Here is a 16,256-nt window from a genome sequence, read left to right as displayed (position 1 = left end):
CGGCATCCTGCTGCGCGGCACCAAGCGCGAAGACGTCGAGCGCGGCCAAGTGCTGTGCAAGCCGGGTTCGATCAAGCCGCACACCCACTTCACCGGTGAGGTCTACGTGCTGTCGAAGGACGAAGGTGGTCGCCACACCCCGTTCTTCAACAACTACCGCCCGCAGTTCTACTTCCGCACCACCGACGTCACCGGCGCCATCCAGCTGCCGGAAGGCAAGGAAATGGTCATGCCGGGTGACAACGTGTCGATCGAAGTCAAGCTGATCGCCCCGATCGCCATGGAAGAAGGCCTGCGCTTCGCCATCCGCGAAGGCGGCCGCACCGTCGGCGCCGGCGTGGTTGCCAAGATCATCGCCTAAGACTGAGTCAGGCTGCAGGGGTATAGCTCAATTGGCAGAGCGTCGGTCTCCAAAACCGAAGGTTGGGGGTTCGATTCCCTCTGCCCCTGCCACCGCCAGAAGCTGAACGGCAGACGGCACACCAAGCCTGACTTCCAGCCCGCGGGACGTATAGACGCCCCGGCGGGCTTTCCTGCTCATGGGTCCCGATCGGTTTCGATCGAGGACAAAGTGAAATTGATGACCACTCCCCAAGTCGAAACCGTGATCACCCAGGCCGACAAGTCTCGGCTGATCGCTGCGGCGCTGCTGCTGCTGCTGGGCGGCCTGGTGGCTTTCTATCTGCTGGCGGCTCAGGGCGCGCTGGCGCAGTGGGCGGCGCTGCTGGTTTTGCTGGGTGGAGCAGTGGCGGTGTTCTTCACGTCCGAGCAGGGCAAGGCACTGACCGCCTACGGGCGCGAGTCGGTGCGCGAATTCCAGAAGGTGGTCTGGCCGACCCGCAAGGAAGCAGGCCAGATGACCGGTTATGTCTTCGCCTTCGTCGTGGTGATGGCGCTTTTCCTGTGGTTCACCGACAAGACCCTGGAATGGGTGCTGTACGACCTGATCCTGGGCTGGAAGCGCTGAATCCGGTACGACGCGGTAACGAGCAAGGTGACTGACAAGATGAGCGACATCACGACTTCTCCCGCGGCCACGCCGATGCGCTGGTATGTGGTCCACGCCTACTCCGGCATGGAAAAGGCAGTGGAGCGCAACCTGCGCGAGCGCATCGAGCGCTCGGGCATGCAAGCCAAGTTCGGCCGCATCCTGGTTCCGACCGAGGAAGTGGTCGAGATGCGCAACGGCAAGAAGGCCGTGACCGAGCGCCGCTTCTTTCCCGGCTATGTGCTGGTCGAGATGGTCATGGACGACGAGTCCTGGCATCTGGTCAAGAACACCAGCAAGGTGACCGGCTTTGTCGGCGGTGCCAAGAACCGTCCTGTGCCCATCTCGGAAGACGAGGTCATGAAGATCGTCAACCAGATGCAGGAAGGCATCGAGAAGCCGCGTCCCAAGGTCGAGTGGGAAGTGGGCGAGGTGGTGCGCGTCAAGGACGGCCCGTTCACCGACTTCAACGGCGTCATCGAAGAAGTCAACTACGACAAGAACAAGCTGCGGGTGTCGGTCACGATCTTCGGTCGTGCGACGCCGGTGGAACTCGACTTCCATCAGGTCGAGAAGGTCTGAGGCCGAAAGGTCCGGACTCATCCGTTGCGGACAGGCGCATCAGCACCTTCCGCTTCATCCAGTGACGAGGAGCCCGTCGCGAGGCGGGCGCTAGAACTCGAGGAGCCATCATGGCAAAGAAGATCGTCGGCTTCATCAAGCTGCAAGTTCCGGCGGGCAAGGCCAATCCTTCGCCCCCGATCGGTCCCGCGCTCGGTCAGCGTGGCCTGAACATCATGGAGTTCTGCAAGGCGTTCAACGCGCAGACCCAGCAAGGCTTCGAGCCCGGCATGAAGCTGCCGGTGGTGATCACCGCCTTCGCCGACAAGTCCTTCACCTTCATCATCAAGAGCCCGCCGGCGACGGCGCTGCTGAAGAAGGCCGCGAAGATCGAGCGTGGCTCGTCGCGCCCGCACGTCGAGAAGGTCGGCAAGCTGACCCGTGCGCAGCTCGAAGAGATCGCGAAGATCAAGGTCAAGGATCTGACGGCCGCCAACCTGGACGCCGCAGTCAAGACCATCGCCGGCTCGGCCCGCTCGATGGGCATCAACGTGGAAGGTCTCTGATCATGGCAAAGCTGACGAAGCGCCAGAAGGCACTGCAAGGCAAGGTCGAGACGACCAAGCTGTACGTCATCGATGACGCGCTGGCCCTCCTGAAGGAGTGCGCCACCGCCAAGTTCGACGAGTCCATCGACGTGTCCGTCCAGCTGGGCGTGGATGCGAAGAAGTCGGACCAGGTCGTGCGTGGCGCGGTCGTGATGCCCAACGGCATCGGCAAGACCAAGCGCGTCGCCGTGTTCACGCAAGGCGCCAAGGCTGAAGAAGCCAAGGCCGCCGGCGCGGACGTGGTCGGCATGGACGACCTGGCCGCCGAGGTCAAGGCCGGCAACATCAACTTCGACGTGGTCATCGCCTCGCCGGACGCGATGCGCGTGGTCGGTCAGCTGGGCCAGATCCTGGGCCCGCGCGGCCTGATGCCGAACCCGAAGGTCGGCACCGTGACCCCGGACGTCGCCACCGCCGTCAAGAACGCCAAGGCGGGTCAGGTCCAGTTCCGCGTCGACAAGGCCGGCATCATCCACGGCACGATCGGCCGTCGCTCGTTCGACAACGAGAAGCTGCGCGGCAACCTGCAAGCGCTGCTGGAAGCCCTGAACAAGGCCAAGCCGGCCTCGAGCAAGGGCATCTACCTGCGCAAGGTCGCGGTGTCGTCGACCATGGGCGTGGGTGTCCGCGTCGACGTCGGCAGCATCAACGCCGCCGCCGCGGCCTGATCGGCCCCAGAGGATTGCAGAGGTCCTCGTGGCCTCCGGTGATGTCGCGAGTCTGGCGGCCTCACTGTCCCGAATTTGGTGGGCTGTCGCGCAGCAATGCGAGGCAGGTCATCCAAGACCGCTGGCGCCAGGTGGCTTAATCGGTGGCCGGGATCCGTCCCGTTCGTCGGCCAGCGCAGATGGCGTACCCGCCGTGAAGTTCCGTCCGTCGCTGCCCTTGTGGCGGTGCCGGGCTCCTGAACGGCCAGGTCGCTGCAATGAGGTGCGATCCGAGGGCTTGCCCGAGGGTCGCGTTTGAAGGAGTAGACCTTGAGTCTCAATCGCAACGAGAAAGCAGCCGTTGTCGAGGAAGTGTCGGCGCAAGCCGGCAAGTCCCAGACGCTCGTGCTGGCCGAGTACCGTGGCCTGACCGTCGCCCAGACGGATGCACTGCGCAAGCAGGCGCGCGAGAAGGGTGTGTATCTTCATGTCCTGAAGAACACGCTGGCTCGCCGTGCTGTCGCAGGCACCCCGTTCGAGGCGGCCGAAGCCCAGTTCGTCGGTCCGCTGATCTACGGCTTCTCCGAAGACGCCGTCGCCGCCGCCAAGGTGGTCGCCGACTTCTCGAAGACCAACGACAAGCTGGTCATCAAGGGTGGCGCCTACGGTGGCAAGGCCCTTGACGCCAATGAAGTCAAGGCCCTGGCCAACGTCCCGAGCAAGGAAGTCCTGCTGGCCCAGCTGCTGGGTCTGCTGCAGACGCCGATCTCCGGTCTGGCTCGCGTCCTCGCGGAAGTGTCGAAGCAAAAGGGTGGCGGCGCCGAAGCGCCGGCAGCCGAAGCTGCGGCCTGATCCCCGACGACCCTGTTTTCTCGCATTCACTGCATTCAAGTATTAGGAGCCCATCATGGCATTCGACAAAGACGCTTTCCTGGCTGCCCTGGACACGATGACCGTCCTGGAACTGAACGACCTGGTCAAGGCCGTTGAAGAGAAGTTCGGCGTGTCCGCCGCTGCTGTCGCCGTCGCCGGCGGCGGTGCTGCTGGTGGCGCTGCTGCCCCGGCCGCTGAAGAGAAGACCGAGTTCAACGTCGTCCTGCTGGAAGCCGGCGCCAACAAGGTGTCCGTCATCAAGGCCGTGCGCGAGCTGACCGGTCTGGGCCTGAAGGAAGCCAAGGACCTGGTCGACGGCGCCCCGAAGAACGTCAAGGAAGGCATCGCCAAGGCCGACGCCGAAGCTGCTGTCAAGAAGCTGGTCGAAGCCGGCGCCAAGGCCGAGCTGAAGTAATCCGGCGTGCGCTTCACGCGCATTCCGAATCGCCGAGAAGGCTGGTCCGGCAAGGGCCAGCCTTTTTGTGCTTGATTTTTCTCGACTCAGGGTCTTTTCGGACAGTCGACACCTGAAAGCGTCTTCCGCGTTACTCTGGAAGGCTTTTTCAAGTGTTCTCTGACCCGACTGCGGAGAACAGGTTTGGTCGGGCCGGTGTGCAATGCACCGGTTGTCCGCCAGCGGCTGGTAGTGGCCAGCCACCAAGCTTCAGGCGCAAGGCCTGGTGCCAGTCGTCCCGATTTTCGGCCGAACGAGCCGACCGCCCTGGCCCGGCGGCGGCCTTCGACACGGAGTGATTGATGGCGCAAGCAACCCCCTACAGCTACACCGAGCGCAAGCGGATCCGCAAGAGCTTCGGCAAGCGCGCGAGCGTGCTGAACGTTCCCTATCTGCTGACGATGCAGAAGGACAGCTACGTCGCTTTCCTGCAGAAGGATGTCCCCCCGCAGAAGCGCAAGCCGGAAGGCCTGCAGGCGGCCTTCCTGTCCGCGTTCCCGATTGTTTCGCACAACGGGTTCGTGGAGATGAAGTTCCTCGAGTTCAACATCGCCAAGCCTCCGTTCGATGTGCGCGAGTGCCAGCAGCGGGGTCTGACCTTCGCCGCGGCGGTGCGTGCTCGTCTGCAGATGATCATCTATGACCGCGAGGCCTCGACCTCGCAGTCCAAGGTGGTCAAGGAGATCAAGGAGCAGGAGGTCTACATGGGCGAAGTGCCCCTGATGACCGACTACGGCTCCTTCATCGTCAACGGCACCGAGCGTGTCATCGTCTCGCAGCTGCACCGCTCGCCGGGCGTGTTCTTCGAGCACGACAAGGGCAAGACCCACAGCTCGGGCAAGCTGCTGTTCTCGGCGCGGATCATTCCGTACCGCGGCTCGTGGCTGGACTTCGAGTTCGACCCGAAGGACATCCTGTACTTCCGCGTCGACCGCCGTCGCAAGATGCCGGTGACCATCCTGCTCAAGGCAATCGGCCTGAACCCTGAGCAGATCCTGGCGAATTTCTTCAAGTTCGACAATTTCCGCCTGATGGATTCCGGCGCGCAGCTGGAATTCGTGGCCGAGCGCCTGAAGGGCGAGGTCGCGCGCTTCGACATCACCGACAAGAACGGCGTGGTGGTGGTCGAGAAGGACAAGCGCATCACCGCCAAGCACATCCGCCAGATCGACGCGTCGCAGACGCAGTTCATCAGCGTGCCGGAAGACTTCCTGGTGGGCCGCATCGTCGCGCGCAACATGGTCGACCCGGACACCGGCGAGATCGTGGCCAAGGCCAATGACGAGATCACCGAGTCGCTGCTGAAGAAGCTGCGCTCGGCCGGCATCCGTGACCTGCAGTGCCTGTTCACCAACGAGCTGAGCCAGGGGCCGTACATCAGCCAGACGCTGGCCAACGACGAGACGGCCGACCAGTTCGCCGCGCGCGTGGCCATCTACCGCATGATGCGCCCCGGCGAGCCGCCGACGGAAGACGCCGTCGAGGCGCTGTTCCACCGCCTGTTCTACTCGGCCGACACCTACGACCTGTCGCGCGTCGGCCGCATGAAGTTCAACGCGCGCGTCGACCGGGGCGTCTCGGAAGGTCCGATGACCCTGACCAACGAGGACATCCTCGACGTGGTCAAGATCTTGGTGAACCTGCGCAACGGCAATGGCGAGGTCGACGACATCGACCACCTGGGCAACCGTCGCGTGCGCTGCGTCGGCGAACTGGCCGAGAACCAGTACCGCTCGGGTCTGGCCCGGATCGAGAAGGCCGTCAAGGAGCGTCTGGGCCAGGCCGAGACCGAAGCCCTGATGCCGCACGACCTGATCAACTCCAAGCCGATCTCCGCGGCGCTGAAGGAGTTCTTCGGGGCGTCGCAGCTGTCGCAGTTCATGGACCAGACCAACCCGCTGTCGGAGATCACGCACAAGCGTCGCGTCTCCGCGCTGGGCCCGGGCGGTCTGACCCGCGAGCGCGCCGGCTTCGAGGTGCGCGACGTTCACGTCACCCACTACGGCCGCGTCTGCCCGATCGAGACCCCGGAAGGTCCGAACATCGGTCTGATCAACTCGCTGGCGCTGTTCGCACGTCTGAACGAGTACGGCTTCCTGGAGACGCCGTACCGCCGGGTGAAGGACGGCATCGCCACCACCCAGATCGACTACCTGTCGGCGATCGAGGAAGGCAAGTACGTCATCGCCCAGGCCAACGCGAGCCTGGATGAGAACAACCGCCTGTCCGACGAGCTGGTCTCGGCGCGCGAGAAGGGCGAATCGATGTTCGTCTCGCCGGAGCGTGTCCAGTACATGGACGTGGCGCCGACGCAGATCGTCTCGGTCGCGGCCTCGCTGGTGCCCTTCCTGGAGCACGATGACGCGAACCGCGCGCTGATGGGCGCCAACATGCAGCGTCAGGCTGTCCCGACCCTGCGCCCCGAGAAGGCGCTGGTGGGCACCGGCGTCGAGCGCGTCGCCGCGGTCGACTCGGGCACCGTCGTGACCGCTCGCCGCGGTGGCGTGGTGGACTATGTCGACACCAACCGCATCGTCATCCGCGTCAACGACGCCGAGACGGTCGCGGGCGAGGTCGGCGTCGACATCTACAACCTGATCAAGTACCACCGTTCCAACCAGAACACCAACATCCACCAGCGTGCGATCGTCAATCGCGGTGACGTGGTGGGCTCGGGCGACGTGATCGCCGACGGCGCATCGACCGACCTGGGCGAGCTCGCCCTGGGCCAGAACATGCTCGTCGCGTTCATGCCCTGGAACGGCTACAACTTCGAGGACTCGATCCTGATCTCGGAGCGCGTGGTCGCCGAGGACCGCTACACCTCGATCCACATCGAGGAGCTGGTGGTCATGGCCCGCGACACCAAGCTGGGCCCTGAGGACATCACCCGCGACATCCCGAACCTGTCCGAGCAGCAACTGTCTCGCCTGGACGAGTCGGGCATCGTCTACATCGGCGCCGAGGTCAGCCCCGGCGACGTGCTGGTGGGCAAGGTCACGCCGAAGGGCGAGACCACGCTGACTCCGGAAGAGAAGCTGCTGCGCGCGATCTTCGGCGAGAAGGCGTCCGACGTGAAGGACACCTCGCTGCGCGTCGACCAGGGCACCTCCGGCACTGTCATCGACGTGCAGGTCTTCACCCGCGAAGGCATCCAGCGTGACAAGCGCGCCCAGCAGATCATCGACGACGAGCTCAAGCGCTTCCGCCTGGACCTGAACGACCAGCTGCGCATCGTCGAGGCCGACGCCTTCGCGCGGATCGAGAAGCTGCTGACCGGCCGCGTCGCCAACGGCGGCCCGCGCAAGATCGTCAAGGGCACGGTCATCGACAAGGCCTACCTGACCGACGTCGAGAAGTACCACTGGTTCGACATCCGTCCGGCCGAGGACGAGGTCGCCAACCAGCTCGAGTCGATCAAGAACTCGCTGGAGCAGACGCGCCACAGCTTCGACCTGATGTTCGAAGAGAAGCGCAAGAAGCTCACGCAGGGCGACGAGCTGCCCGCCGGCGTGCTGAAGATGGTCAAGGTCTACCTGGCCGTCAAGCGCCGCCTGCAGCCCGGCGACAAGATGGCCGGCCGTCACGGCAACAAGGGCGTGGTGTCGAAGATCGTTCCGATCGAGGACATGCCCTACATGGCCGACGGCACCCCCGCCGACATCGTTCTGAACCCGCTGGGCGTGCCCTCGCGGATGAACGTCGGTCAGGTGCTGGAAGTGCATCTGGGCTGGGCCGGCAAGGGCCTGGGCCAGCGCATCGGCGATCTGCTGCAGCAGGAAGCTGCGGTGGCCGAGCTGCGTCAGTTCCTCGACCAGATCTACAACCAGAACGGTGGCCGTCCGGTCGAACTCGAGCAGCTGTCGGACGAGGAAGTCGTCTCGATGGCCCGCAATCTCTCCAACGGCGTGCCGTTCGCGACCCCCGTCTTCGACGGCGCGAAGGAAGAGGAAATCCGCGGCATGCTCAAGCTGGCCTACCCGGATGATCTGGCGGCGAAGAAGGGCCTGACCCCGACCCGCACCCAGGCCTACCTGCATGACGGCCGCACCGGCGAGCGCTTCGAGCGCCCGACCACCGTCGGCTACATGCACGTCCTGAAGCTGCATCACCTGGTCGACGACAAGATGCACGCCCGCTCGACCGGCCCGTACTCGCTCGTCACCCAGCAGCCGCTGGGCGGCAAGGCGCAGTTCGGCGGCCAGCGCTTCGGTGAAATGGAAGTGTGGGCGCTCGAGGCCTATGGCGCAGCCTATGTGCTGCAGGAAATGCTGACCGTGAAGTCCGATGACGTGAACGGCCGCACCAAGGTCTACGAGAACATCGTCAAGGGCGAGCACTCGATCGACGCCGGCATGCCGGAATCGTTCAACGTGCTGGTCAAGGAAATCCGTTCGCTCGGCATCGACATCGAGCTCGAGCGCAACTAAGCAAGGAGAGAAGGTATGAAGGGATTACTCGACCTTTTCAAGCAGTTCACCCCCGACGAACATTTCGACGCGATCCGCATCGGGCTGGCCAGCCCGGAGAAGATCCGCTCGTGGTCGTTCGGCGAGGTGAAGAAGCCCGAGACGATCAACTACCGCACCTTCAAGCCGGAGCGTGACGGCCTGTTCTGCGCCAAGATCTTCGGCCCGATCAAGGACTACGAGTGCCTGTGCGGCAAGTACAAGCGCCTGAAGCACCGCGGCGTGATCTGCGAGAAGTGCGGCGTCGAAGTCACGCAGACCAAGGTCCGCCGTGACCGCATGGGTCACATCGACCTGGCGGCGCCGTGCGCGCACATCTGGTTCCTGAAGTCGCTGCCGTCGCGTCTGGGCCTGGTCCTGGTCCTGGACATGACGCTGCGCGACATCGAGCGCGTGCTGTACTTCGAAGCCTACGTCGTCGTCGATCCGGGCATGACGCCGCTGAAGAAGTTCTCGATCATGAGCGAGGACGACTACGACGCGAAGCGCCGCGAGTACGGCGACGAGTTCGTCGCGCTGATGGGTGCCGAGGGCATCAAGCAGCTGCTCGAGGAGATGGACCTCGACGTCGAGATCGAGCGTCTGCGCGGCGACATGACCGGCTCCGAGCTGAAGGTCAAGAAGAACTCCAAGCGCCTGAAGGTGATGGAGGCCTTCAAGAAGTCGGGCATCAAGCCGCACTGGATGATCATGGAGGTCCTGCCGGTGCTGCCGCCGGACCTGCGTCCGCTGGTTCCCCTGGACGGCGGCCGCTTCGCGACCTCCGACCTGAACGACCTGTACCGCCGCGTCATCAACCGGAACAACCGTCTGGCTCGCCTGCTCGAGCTGAAGGCCCCGGAGATCATCGTGCGCAACGAGAAGCGCATGCTGCAGGAGGCTGTCGACAGCCTGCTGGACAACGGCCGCCGCGGCAAGGCGATGACGGGCGCGAACAAGCGCGCGCTGAAGTCGCTGGCCGACATGATCAAGGGCAAGTCGGGTCGCTTCCGCCAGAACCTGCTGGGCAAGCGCGTGGACTACTCGGGTCGTTCGGTCATCACCGTGGGCCCGACGCTCAAGCTGCACCAGTGCGGTCTGCCCAAGCTGATGGCGCTGGAGCTGTTCAAGCCCTTCATCTTCAGCCGTCTGGAAGCGATGGGCATCGCCTCCACGATCAAGCAGGCGAAGAAGGAAGTCGAGTCCGGCACGCCGGTGGTCTGGGACATCCTTGAGGAAGTCATCAAGGAACACCCGATCATGCTGAACCGGGCGCCGACGCTGCACCGCCTGGGCATCCAGGCCTTCGAGCCGGTGCTGATCGAAGGCAAGGCGATCCAGCTGCATCCGCTCGTCTGCTCGGCCTTCAACGCCGACTTCGACGGTGACCAGATGGCCGTCCACGTGCCGCTGTCGATCGAGGCGCAGATGGAAGCGCGCGCCCTGATGCTGGCGTCGAACAACGTGCTGTTCCCGGCCTCGGGCGAGCCGTCGATCGTGCCGTCGCAGGACGTGGTGCTGGGCCTGTACTACGCCACCCGCGAGCGCATCAACGGCAAGGGTGAAGGCATGGTCTTCTCCGACGTCGGCGAAGTGCTGCGCGCGCTGGACAACGGCGTGGTCGAGCTGACCGCCAAGATCAACGTCCGCCTGACCGAGTACAGCAAGGACAAGACCACCGGCGAATGGGTGCCCGAGACCAAGCTGGTCTCGACCACCGTCGGTCGTGCCCTGCTGTCGGAGATCCTTCCGCGCGGCCTGCCGTTCAGCAACCTGAACAAGGCCCTCAAGAAGAAGGAAATCTCGCGCCTGATCAACACCTCGTTCCGCAAGTGCGGTCTGAAGGACACGGTGGTCTTCGCCGACAAGCTGCTGCAGAGCGGCTTCCGTCTGGCCACCCGCGCCGGCATCTCGATCGCCATCGACGACATGCTGGTGCCGAAGCAGAAGTACGAGCTGATCGAGAAGGCCGAGAACGAGGTCAAGGAGATCGAGCAGCAGTACGTCTCGGGTCTGGTGACCGCCGGTGAGCGCTACAACAAGGTGGTGGACATCTGGGGCAAGACCGGTGACGAGGTCGGCAAGGTCATGATGAGTCAGCTGTCCAAGCAGAAGACCATCGACCGCCACGGCAAGGAAGTGGATCAGGAGTCGTTCAACTCCATCTACATGATGGCCGACTCGGGCGCGCGGGGTTCCGCTGCCCAGATCCGCCAGCTCGCCGGCATGCGCGGCCTGATGGCCAAGCCGGACGGCTCGATCATCGAGACGCCGATCACCGCGAACTTCCGCGAAGGCCTGAACGTTCTGCAGTACTTCATCTCCACCCACGGTGCCCGAAAGGGCCTGGCGGACACGGCGCTGAAGACCGCGAACTCGGGCTACCTGACCCGCCGTCTGGTGGACGTGACCCAGGATCTGGTGGTCATCGAGGACGATTGCGGCACCGAGAACGGCCTGGCGATGCGCGCGCTGGTCGAAGGCGGTGAAGTGATCGAGAGCTTGCGCGACCGCATCCTCGGCCGCGTGACCGCCGTCGACGTGCTGCACCCCGAGACCCAGGAAGTCCTGGTCACGAAGGGCACCATGCTCGACGAGGACGCGATGGACGTGCTCGAAGCCGCTGGCGCCGACGAAGTCAAGGTTCGCACCTCGCTGACCTGCGACACCCGCTTCGGCATCTGCGCCAAGTGCTACGGCCGTGACCTGGGCCGCGGCGGCCTGGTCAACCAGGGCGAGGCCATCGGCGTCATCGCCGCGCAGTCGATCGGCGAGCCGGGCACGCAGCTGACGATGCGGACCTTCCACATCGGTGGTGCAGCGTCGCGTGCGGCGGTCGCCTCCAGCGTCGAGGCCAAGTCCGAGGGCATCATCGGCTTCAACAGCACGATGCGCTACGTGACCAACGCCAAGGGCGAGCTGGTGGTGATTTCCCGTTCGGGCGAGATCGTCATCTCCGACCCGCACGGCCGCGAGCGCGAGCGCCACAAGGTGCCGTACGGCGCGACCCTGAACATCAAGGCCGATCAGACGATCAAGGCCGGCACCATCCTGGGCAACTGGGATCCGCTGACCCGTCCGATCATCACCGAGTTCGCCGGCAAGATGCGCTTCGAGAACGTCGAGGAAGGCGTGACCGTGGCCAAGCAGGTGGACGAGGTGACCGGTCTGTCGACGCTGGTGGTCATCGACCCGAAGCGCCGCGGCTCGGCCAAGGTGGTGCGCCCGCAGGTCAAGCTGCTGGACTTCGCCGGCCAGGAAGTGAAGATCCCCGGCACCGACCACTCGGTGACGATCGGCTTCCCGATCGGCGCGCTGATCCAGGTCCGCGACGGCCAGGACGTGATGCCCGGCGAAGTGCTGGCGCGCATCCCGGTCGAAGGCCAGAAGACCCGCGACATCACCGGCGGTCTGCCGCGGGTGGCCGAGCTGTTCGAGGCGCGTTCGCCCAAGGACAAGGGCATCCTGGCCGAGATCACCGGCACGGTGTCCTTCGGCAAGGAGACCAAGGGCAAGGTGCGCCTGCAGATCACCGATCCGGAAGGTCGCGTCTACGAGGAACTCGTGCCGAAGGAAAAGAACATCCTCGTGCACGAAGGCCAGGTGGTCAACAAGGGCGAGTCGATCGTCGACGGTCCGGCCGATCCGCAGGACATCCTGCGTCTGCTGGGCGTGGAAGAGCTGGCGCGCTACATCGTCGACGAAGTGCAGGACGTCTACCGTCTGCAGGGCGTGAAGATCAACGACAAGCACATCGAGGTGATCGTTCGCCAGATGCTGCGTCGCGTGCAGATCACGAACTCGGGCGACACGCACTACATCGTCGGCGAGCAGGTCGAGCGCTCGGAGCTGTTCGGCACCAATGACGAGATGCGCAAGCACGGCAAGCTGCCGGCGACCTACTCCGACGTGCTGCTGGGCATCACCAAGGCCTCGTTGTCGACCGACTCGTTCATCTCCGCGGCGTCCTTCCAGGAAACGACGCGCGTGCTGACCGAGGCGGCGATCATGGGCAAGCGCGACGAGCTGCGCGGCCTGAAGGAAAACGTCATCGTCGGCCGCCTGATTCCGGCGGGTACCGGTCTGGCCTATCACCAGGCCCGCAAGGCCAAGGACGAGATGGACGAGAGCGAGCGTCGCGCCATCGCGCTGCAGGAGGCGCAGGAAGCGCTGGCTGCGGTCGATGCCGAAGCCGCCGGTGGCGATCTGCCGCCGCAGGCCTGAGCCTGACGCCGCACCCCGGGTCTGACTGCGTCAGGCCCGGCGGTCGCCAGGAACCCCGAAGCCCGATCCGGGCTCCGGGGTTTTTTTGTGCCAGGCTGTTGTTGCAAATGCTTTTGCATTAGCATCCGGTGCATGCCCGCCTTGTCTCCCGTCGGCCGCGAACGCCAGACCCGCCAGCGCGATGCGCTGATGCAGGCGCTGCGCGACAGCGCCCGTGCGCTCACGCCGGCCGAGCTGTGCGCGCTGGGCCAGCGCAGCGTGCCGACGCTGAACCTCTCGACCGTCTACCGCCAGCTCGCCGCGCTGCTTGAGGCCGGCGAGGTGCTGAAGGTCGACCTGCCGGGCCAGTCGGCCCGCTACGAAGCGGCGTGCGTGCGCAGCCGCCATGCCGACGCACGCGGCAGCCACGATCACCACCACCACCATTTCCACTGCACCGCCTGCAGCCGCGTCTTTCCGATCCATGCCTGTCCGGGCACGATGGACGATCTGGCGCCGCCCGGTTTCCGGGTCGCGCGCCATGACCTGACGCTGCACGGCCTGTGCGTCGACTGCGCCCCCGGCGCTGATGCCCACGATGCTGTCCCTGCTGATGAATCTCGCCCAGCCTCTGACCCGGCTGCACATGCCTGCGGCGGGAGCCAGCGATGCTGATGGCCTCGGCGCTGAGCCGCTGCGCGGGGGCGGCCGTGCTGGTGCTGCTGCTGTGGCTGGCGGTGGACTGGGCGCTGATGTGAGCAGCGCGCCGCCGCGTGCCGACGGCGTGCTGCTGACGCTGGAGCGGCTGACGCTGGTGCGTGGGGGCCGCGAGGTGGTCTCGGCGCTGTCGGGCCGCTTCGAGCGTGGCACGCTGACCGCGGTGACCGGCCCGAACGGGGCCGGCAAGAGCACGCTGGTCGAGGCGCTGGCCGGACGGCTGGCGCCGGTGGCCGGACGCCTGGAGCGTGCGGCCGGACTGCGGGTGGCGCACCTGCCGCAGCAGTCGGTGCTGGACCGGCAGTTCCCGATCCGTGTCGGCGATGTGGTCGCGCTGGGCGCCTGGTCGCGCATCGGCCTGTGGCGGGCGCTGGGCGGGGGGCTGCGTCGCGAGGTCGACGAGGCGCTGGCCACCGTCGGCCTGCTCGGCTGCGCGCAGCGGCCGATTTCCGATCTGTCGGTCGGCCAGTTCCAGCGGGTGCTGTTCGCGCGGCTGCTGCTGCAGGATGCCGACCTGATCCTGCTCGACGAGCCCTTCAACGCTGTCGATGAGGCCACCACCGCCGACCTGCTGGCGCTGATGCGCGACTGGCGCGACCAGGGCCGGGCGGTGGTCGCGGTGCTGCATGACCAGGCGCAGGTCGAGGCCCATTTCGACCGCCTGCTGCAGCTCGACGGCCGGCGCCGCTGGGCCTGGGGCGCCACGGCCGAGGTGCTCGGCGCCTGCGCTGCATGAGCGAGGGTGCGGGCGCGCTGCAGGCGCTGCAGGACCTGCTGTTTTCTCCCTTCGCCGAGTTCGGCTTCATGCGCCGCGCGCTGGTGGCGGTGGTGGCGCTGTCGATGGGCGCTGCACCGCTGGGCTGCCTGCTGGTGCTGCGCCGCATGAGCCTGCTGGGCGACGCGATGGCGCATGCGCTGCTGCCCGGCGCGGCGGTCGGCTACATGATCGCCGGCCTGTCGGTGACCGCGATGGGGCTGGGCGGCTTCGTGGCCGCGCTGGCGGTGGCGCTGCTGGCCGGCGCGGTCACCCGCCACACCCACCAGCGCGAGGACGCCAGCTTCGCCGCCTTCTATCTGATCGCGCTGGCGCTGGGCGTGCTGCTGATCTCGATGCGCGGCAGCAGCGTCGACCTGATCCATGTGCTGTTCGGCAGCGTGCTGGCGGTGGATGACGCGGCGCTGCTGCTGGTGGCCTCGATCGCCAGCCTCACGCTGATGCTGCTGGCGCTGCTGTACCGGCCGCTGGTGGTCGAGAGCTTCGACGCCGGATTTCTGGCCTCGGTGGGTGGCCCCGGCGCGCTCAGTCATGGCGTGCTGCTGGTGCTGACGGTCGCCAATCTGGTCGGCGGCTTCCAGGCCATGGGCACGCTGATGGCGGTCGGCCTGATGATGGTGCCGGCCATCGCCGCGCGCTTCTGGGTGCGCGATCTGGCGCCGCTGGCCTTGCTGGCGGCGCTGATCGCGATGTTCTCAGGCTGGATCGGACTGCTGCTGTCCTTCCATGCTGACCTGCCTTCGGGACCGGCCATCGTGCTGGTCGCCGGGGTGATCTATGTGCTGTCGCTGCTCTTCGGTCGTCATGACGGCCTGCTGCGGCGCGGCACTTCCTGCTGCTGATGTCGATGTCCTCCGATCCGCTTGTTCTCCGGCCGGCTGTCTGCCGCGCTGTTCCGACCCGTCGCCGGCTGCTGGCCTCGGCCGCGCTGCTGGGGGCGGCGGCCGGGCTGCCGGCGATCGCGATGGCCGCCACCGACCGGCCGCTGCGGGTGGTGGCGAGCTTCTCCATCCTGGCCGATCTGGCCGCGCAGGTCGCCGGTCCGGTGGCCGAGGTCTCGGCGCTGGTCGGGCCGGATGCCGATGCGCATGTCTTCCAGCCCTCGCCAGCGGACGTGCGCCGTCTGGCCCAGGCCGATCTGGTCATCGTCAATGGTCTGGGCTTCGAGGGTTGGCTGACCCGGCTGATCGGCTCGGCCGGCTACCGCGGCCCGGTGCTGATCTGCAGCGACGGGCTCAAGCCGCGCGCCGCGCCGGTCGAGGGCGGGCCGGATCATGCCGGTCATGCGCAGGGCCACAGCCACAGCCACGCTCAGGGCGGCGCTGGTGCGCCCGACCCGCATGCCTGGCAGGACATCGCCAACGCCCGCCACTATGTGGGGCGCATCCGCGATGCGCTGGTGACGGCGCGGCCGGCCCAGGCCGAACTGCTGCGCCGCCGCGCCGCCGCCTACGATGCCGAACTGGCGGCGCTGGACCGGCGCATTCGCGCCGACTTCGCCACGCTGGCGCCACAGCAGCGCCGGGTGGTCAGCTCGCATGACGCCTTCGGCTATTTCGCGGCCGCCTACGGCCTCGAGTTCCTGGCCGCGCAGAGCTGGAACACCGACAGCGAGCCCTCGGCCGCCGACATCGCCCGGCTCATCCGCCAGATCCGGCGCCAGCAGATCCGCGCGGTCTTCGTCGAGAACGTCTCCGATGTGCGCATGGTGCAGCGCATCGCGCGCGAGACCGGCGCGGTGGTGGGCGGCACGCTGCATTCGGACGCGCTGTCGGCGCCCGGCGGCGTGGCCGACAGCTATCTGAAGATGATGTCGCACAACGCCGCGACGCTGCTGGCGGGCCTGCGCGGGCCAGCGGCGGCGTCGCGCTGAGCCCGCCGGGGCCGGGTACCGAGCAGGATCGGGCAGACATGCGGCCGGCGAATCCCGACATGGTTCAGGCGTCCGTGCCGGGCGACGATATCGGCGGCATCGCGCGCCG

General features: G+C 66.3%; 13 protein-coding genes and 1 tRNA gene. All 14 read left to right on the top strand.

From position 1 onward, the window contains the following. Positions 1 to 361 (top strand): EF-Tu C-terminal domain-related protein (locus BW996_RS06160; protein ID WP_445683261.1); only part of this gene is annotated, 361 nt, incomplete at its 5' end. A 16-nt stretch (positions 362 to 377) separates the two neighbouring features. Beyond that, positions 378 to 453, top strand: a tRNA-Trp gene (locus BW996_RS06155). A gap of 127 nt (positions 454 to 580) precedes the next feature. Beyond that, positions 581 to 967, top strand: a complete 387-nt coding sequence (secE, locus tag BW996_RS06150) for a preprotein translocase subunit SecE (RefSeq protein ID WP_037481633.1) — start codon at positions 581 to 583, stop codon at positions 965 to 967. Between the two features lie 39 nt (positions 968 to 1,006). Then, a complete protein-coding gene (gene nusG, locus BW996_RS06145; RefSeq protein WP_051631902.1) occupies positions 1,007 to 1,570 on the top strand; it encodes a transcription termination/antitermination protein NusG in 564 nt (187 codons plus the stop codon). Between the two features lie 110 nt (positions 1,571 to 1,680). Next, complete coding sequence (rplK, locus tag BW996_RS06140) at positions 1,681 to 2,115, top strand: 50S ribosomal protein L11 (RefSeq protein WP_037481634.1); 435 nt, start codon at positions 1,681 to 1,683, stop codon at positions 2,113 to 2,115. A 2-nt stretch (positions 2,116 to 2,117) separates the two neighbouring features. Then, a complete protein-coding gene (gene rplA, locus BW996_RS06135) occupies positions 2,118 to 2,825 on the top strand; it encodes a 50S ribosomal protein L1 (RefSeq protein ID WP_037481635.1) in 708 nt (235 codons plus the stop codon). A gap of 309 nt (positions 2,826 to 3,134) precedes the next feature. After that, positions 3,135 to 3,656: a 50S ribosomal protein L10 gene (gene rplJ, locus BW996_RS06130; protein WP_037481636.1), complete on the top strand. Its 522-nt coding sequence runs from the start codon at positions 3,135 to 3,137 to the stop codon at positions 3,654 to 3,656. Between the two features lie 55 nt (positions 3,657 to 3,711). Continuing rightward, the gene (gene rplL / locus BW996_RS06125) at positions 3,712 to 4,092 is read left to right on the top strand and encodes a 50S ribosomal protein L7/L12 (RefSeq protein ID WP_037481639.1); all 381 of its coding nucleotides are present in this window, start codon (positions 3,712 to 3,714) and stop codon (positions 4,090 to 4,092) included. A 341-nt stretch (positions 4,093 to 4,433) separates the two neighbouring features. After that, entirely contained in the window at positions 4,434 to 8,561 is a 4,128-nt protein-coding gene (gene rpoB / locus BW996_RS06120; protein ID WP_037481641.1) for a DNA-directed RNA polymerase subunit beta, read from the top strand. 15 nt (positions 8,562 to 8,576) lie between these two features. Further along, positions 8,577 to 12,803, top strand: coding sequence for a DNA-directed RNA polymerase subunit beta' (gene rpoC / locus BW996_RS06115; RefSeq protein ID WP_037481643.1), 4,227 nt, complete (start codon positions 8,577 to 8,579; stop codon positions 12,801 to 12,803). A 132-nt stretch (positions 12,804 to 12,935) separates the two neighbouring features. Then, positions 12,936 to 13,457, top strand: a complete 522-nt coding sequence (locus tag BW996_RS06110; RefSeq protein ID WP_076458749.1) for a Fur family transcriptional regulator — start codon at positions 12,936 to 12,938, stop codon at positions 13,455 to 13,457. A 79-nt stretch (positions 13,458 to 13,536) separates the two neighbouring features. Further along, positions 13,537 to 14,235 (top strand): metal ABC transporter ATP-binding protein, encoded by a 699-nt coding sequence (locus tag BW996_RS06105; RefSeq protein WP_051631903.1) that lies wholly within the window; start codon positions 13,537 to 13,539, stop codon positions 14,233 to 14,235. Beyond that, on the top strand, positions 14,232 to 15,116 hold the full coding sequence (locus BW996_RS06100; protein WP_081838096.1) for a metal ABC transporter permease: 885 nt from the start codon (positions 14,232 to 14,234) through the stop codon (positions 15,114 to 15,116). The genes BW996_RS06105 and BW996_RS06100 overlap by 4 nt, the downstream gene beginning before the upstream one ends. A 5-nt stretch (positions 15,117 to 15,121) precedes the next feature. Further along, positions 15,122 to 16,147: a metal ABC transporter solute-binding protein, Zn/Mn family gene (locus BW996_RS06095; RefSeq protein ID WP_076458766.1), complete on the top strand. Its 1,026-nt coding sequence runs from the start codon at positions 15,122 to 15,124 to the stop codon at positions 16,145 to 16,147. Positions 16,148 to 16,256: the final 109 nt, after the last annotated feature.

The organism is Sphaerotilus natans (genome assembly GCF_900156335.1).
GTDB classification, from domain to species: Bacteria; Pseudomonadota; Gammaproteobacteria; order Burkholderiales; family Burkholderiaceae_C; genus Sphaerotilus; species Sphaerotilus natans.
Note: the sequence above shows the minus strand (reverse complement) of the source record. Positions and strands in the feature narration are given on the sequence as shown.

Bases quoted from the DNA above. Each gene is read 5' to 3' on its own strand.
- BW996_RS06100 (WP_081838096.1), top strand. From the start codon at position 14,232: ATGAGCGAGGGTGCGGGCGCGCTGCAGGCGCTGCAGGACCTGCTGTTT.
- rplL (WP_037481639.1), top strand. From the start codon at position 3,712: ATGGCATTCGACAAAGACGCTTTCCTGGCTGCCCTGGACACGATGACC.
- BW996_RS06110 (WP_076458749.1), top strand. From the start codon at position 12,936: ATGCCCGCCTTGTCTCCCGTCGGCCGCGAACGCCAGACCCGCCAGCGC.
- rplK (WP_037481634.1), top strand. From the start codon at position 1,681: ATGGCAAAGAAGATCGTCGGCTTCATCAAGCTGCAAGTTCCGGCGGGC.
- rplA (WP_037481635.1), top strand. From the start codon at position 2,118: ATGGCAAAGCTGACGAAGCGCCAGAAGGCACTGCAAGGCAAGGTCGAG.
- rpoB (WP_037481641.1), top strand. From the start codon at position 4,434: ATGGCGCAAGCAACCCCCTACAGCTACACCGAGCGCAAGCGGATCCGC.
- nusG (WP_051631902.1), top strand. From the start codon at position 1,007: ATGAGCGACATCACGACTTCTCCCGCGGCCACGCCGATGCGCTGGTAT.
- BW996_RS06095 (WP_076458766.1), top strand. From the start codon at position 15,122: ATGTCCTCCGATCCGCTTGTTCTCCGGCCGGCTGTCTGCCGCGCTGTT.
- rpoC (WP_037481643.1), top strand. From the start codon at position 8,577: ATGAAGGGATTACTCGACCTTTTCAAGCAGTTCACCCCCGACGAACAT.
- secE (WP_037481633.1), top strand. From the start codon at position 581: ATGACCACTCCCCAAGTCGAAACCGTGATCACCCAGGCCGACAAGTCT.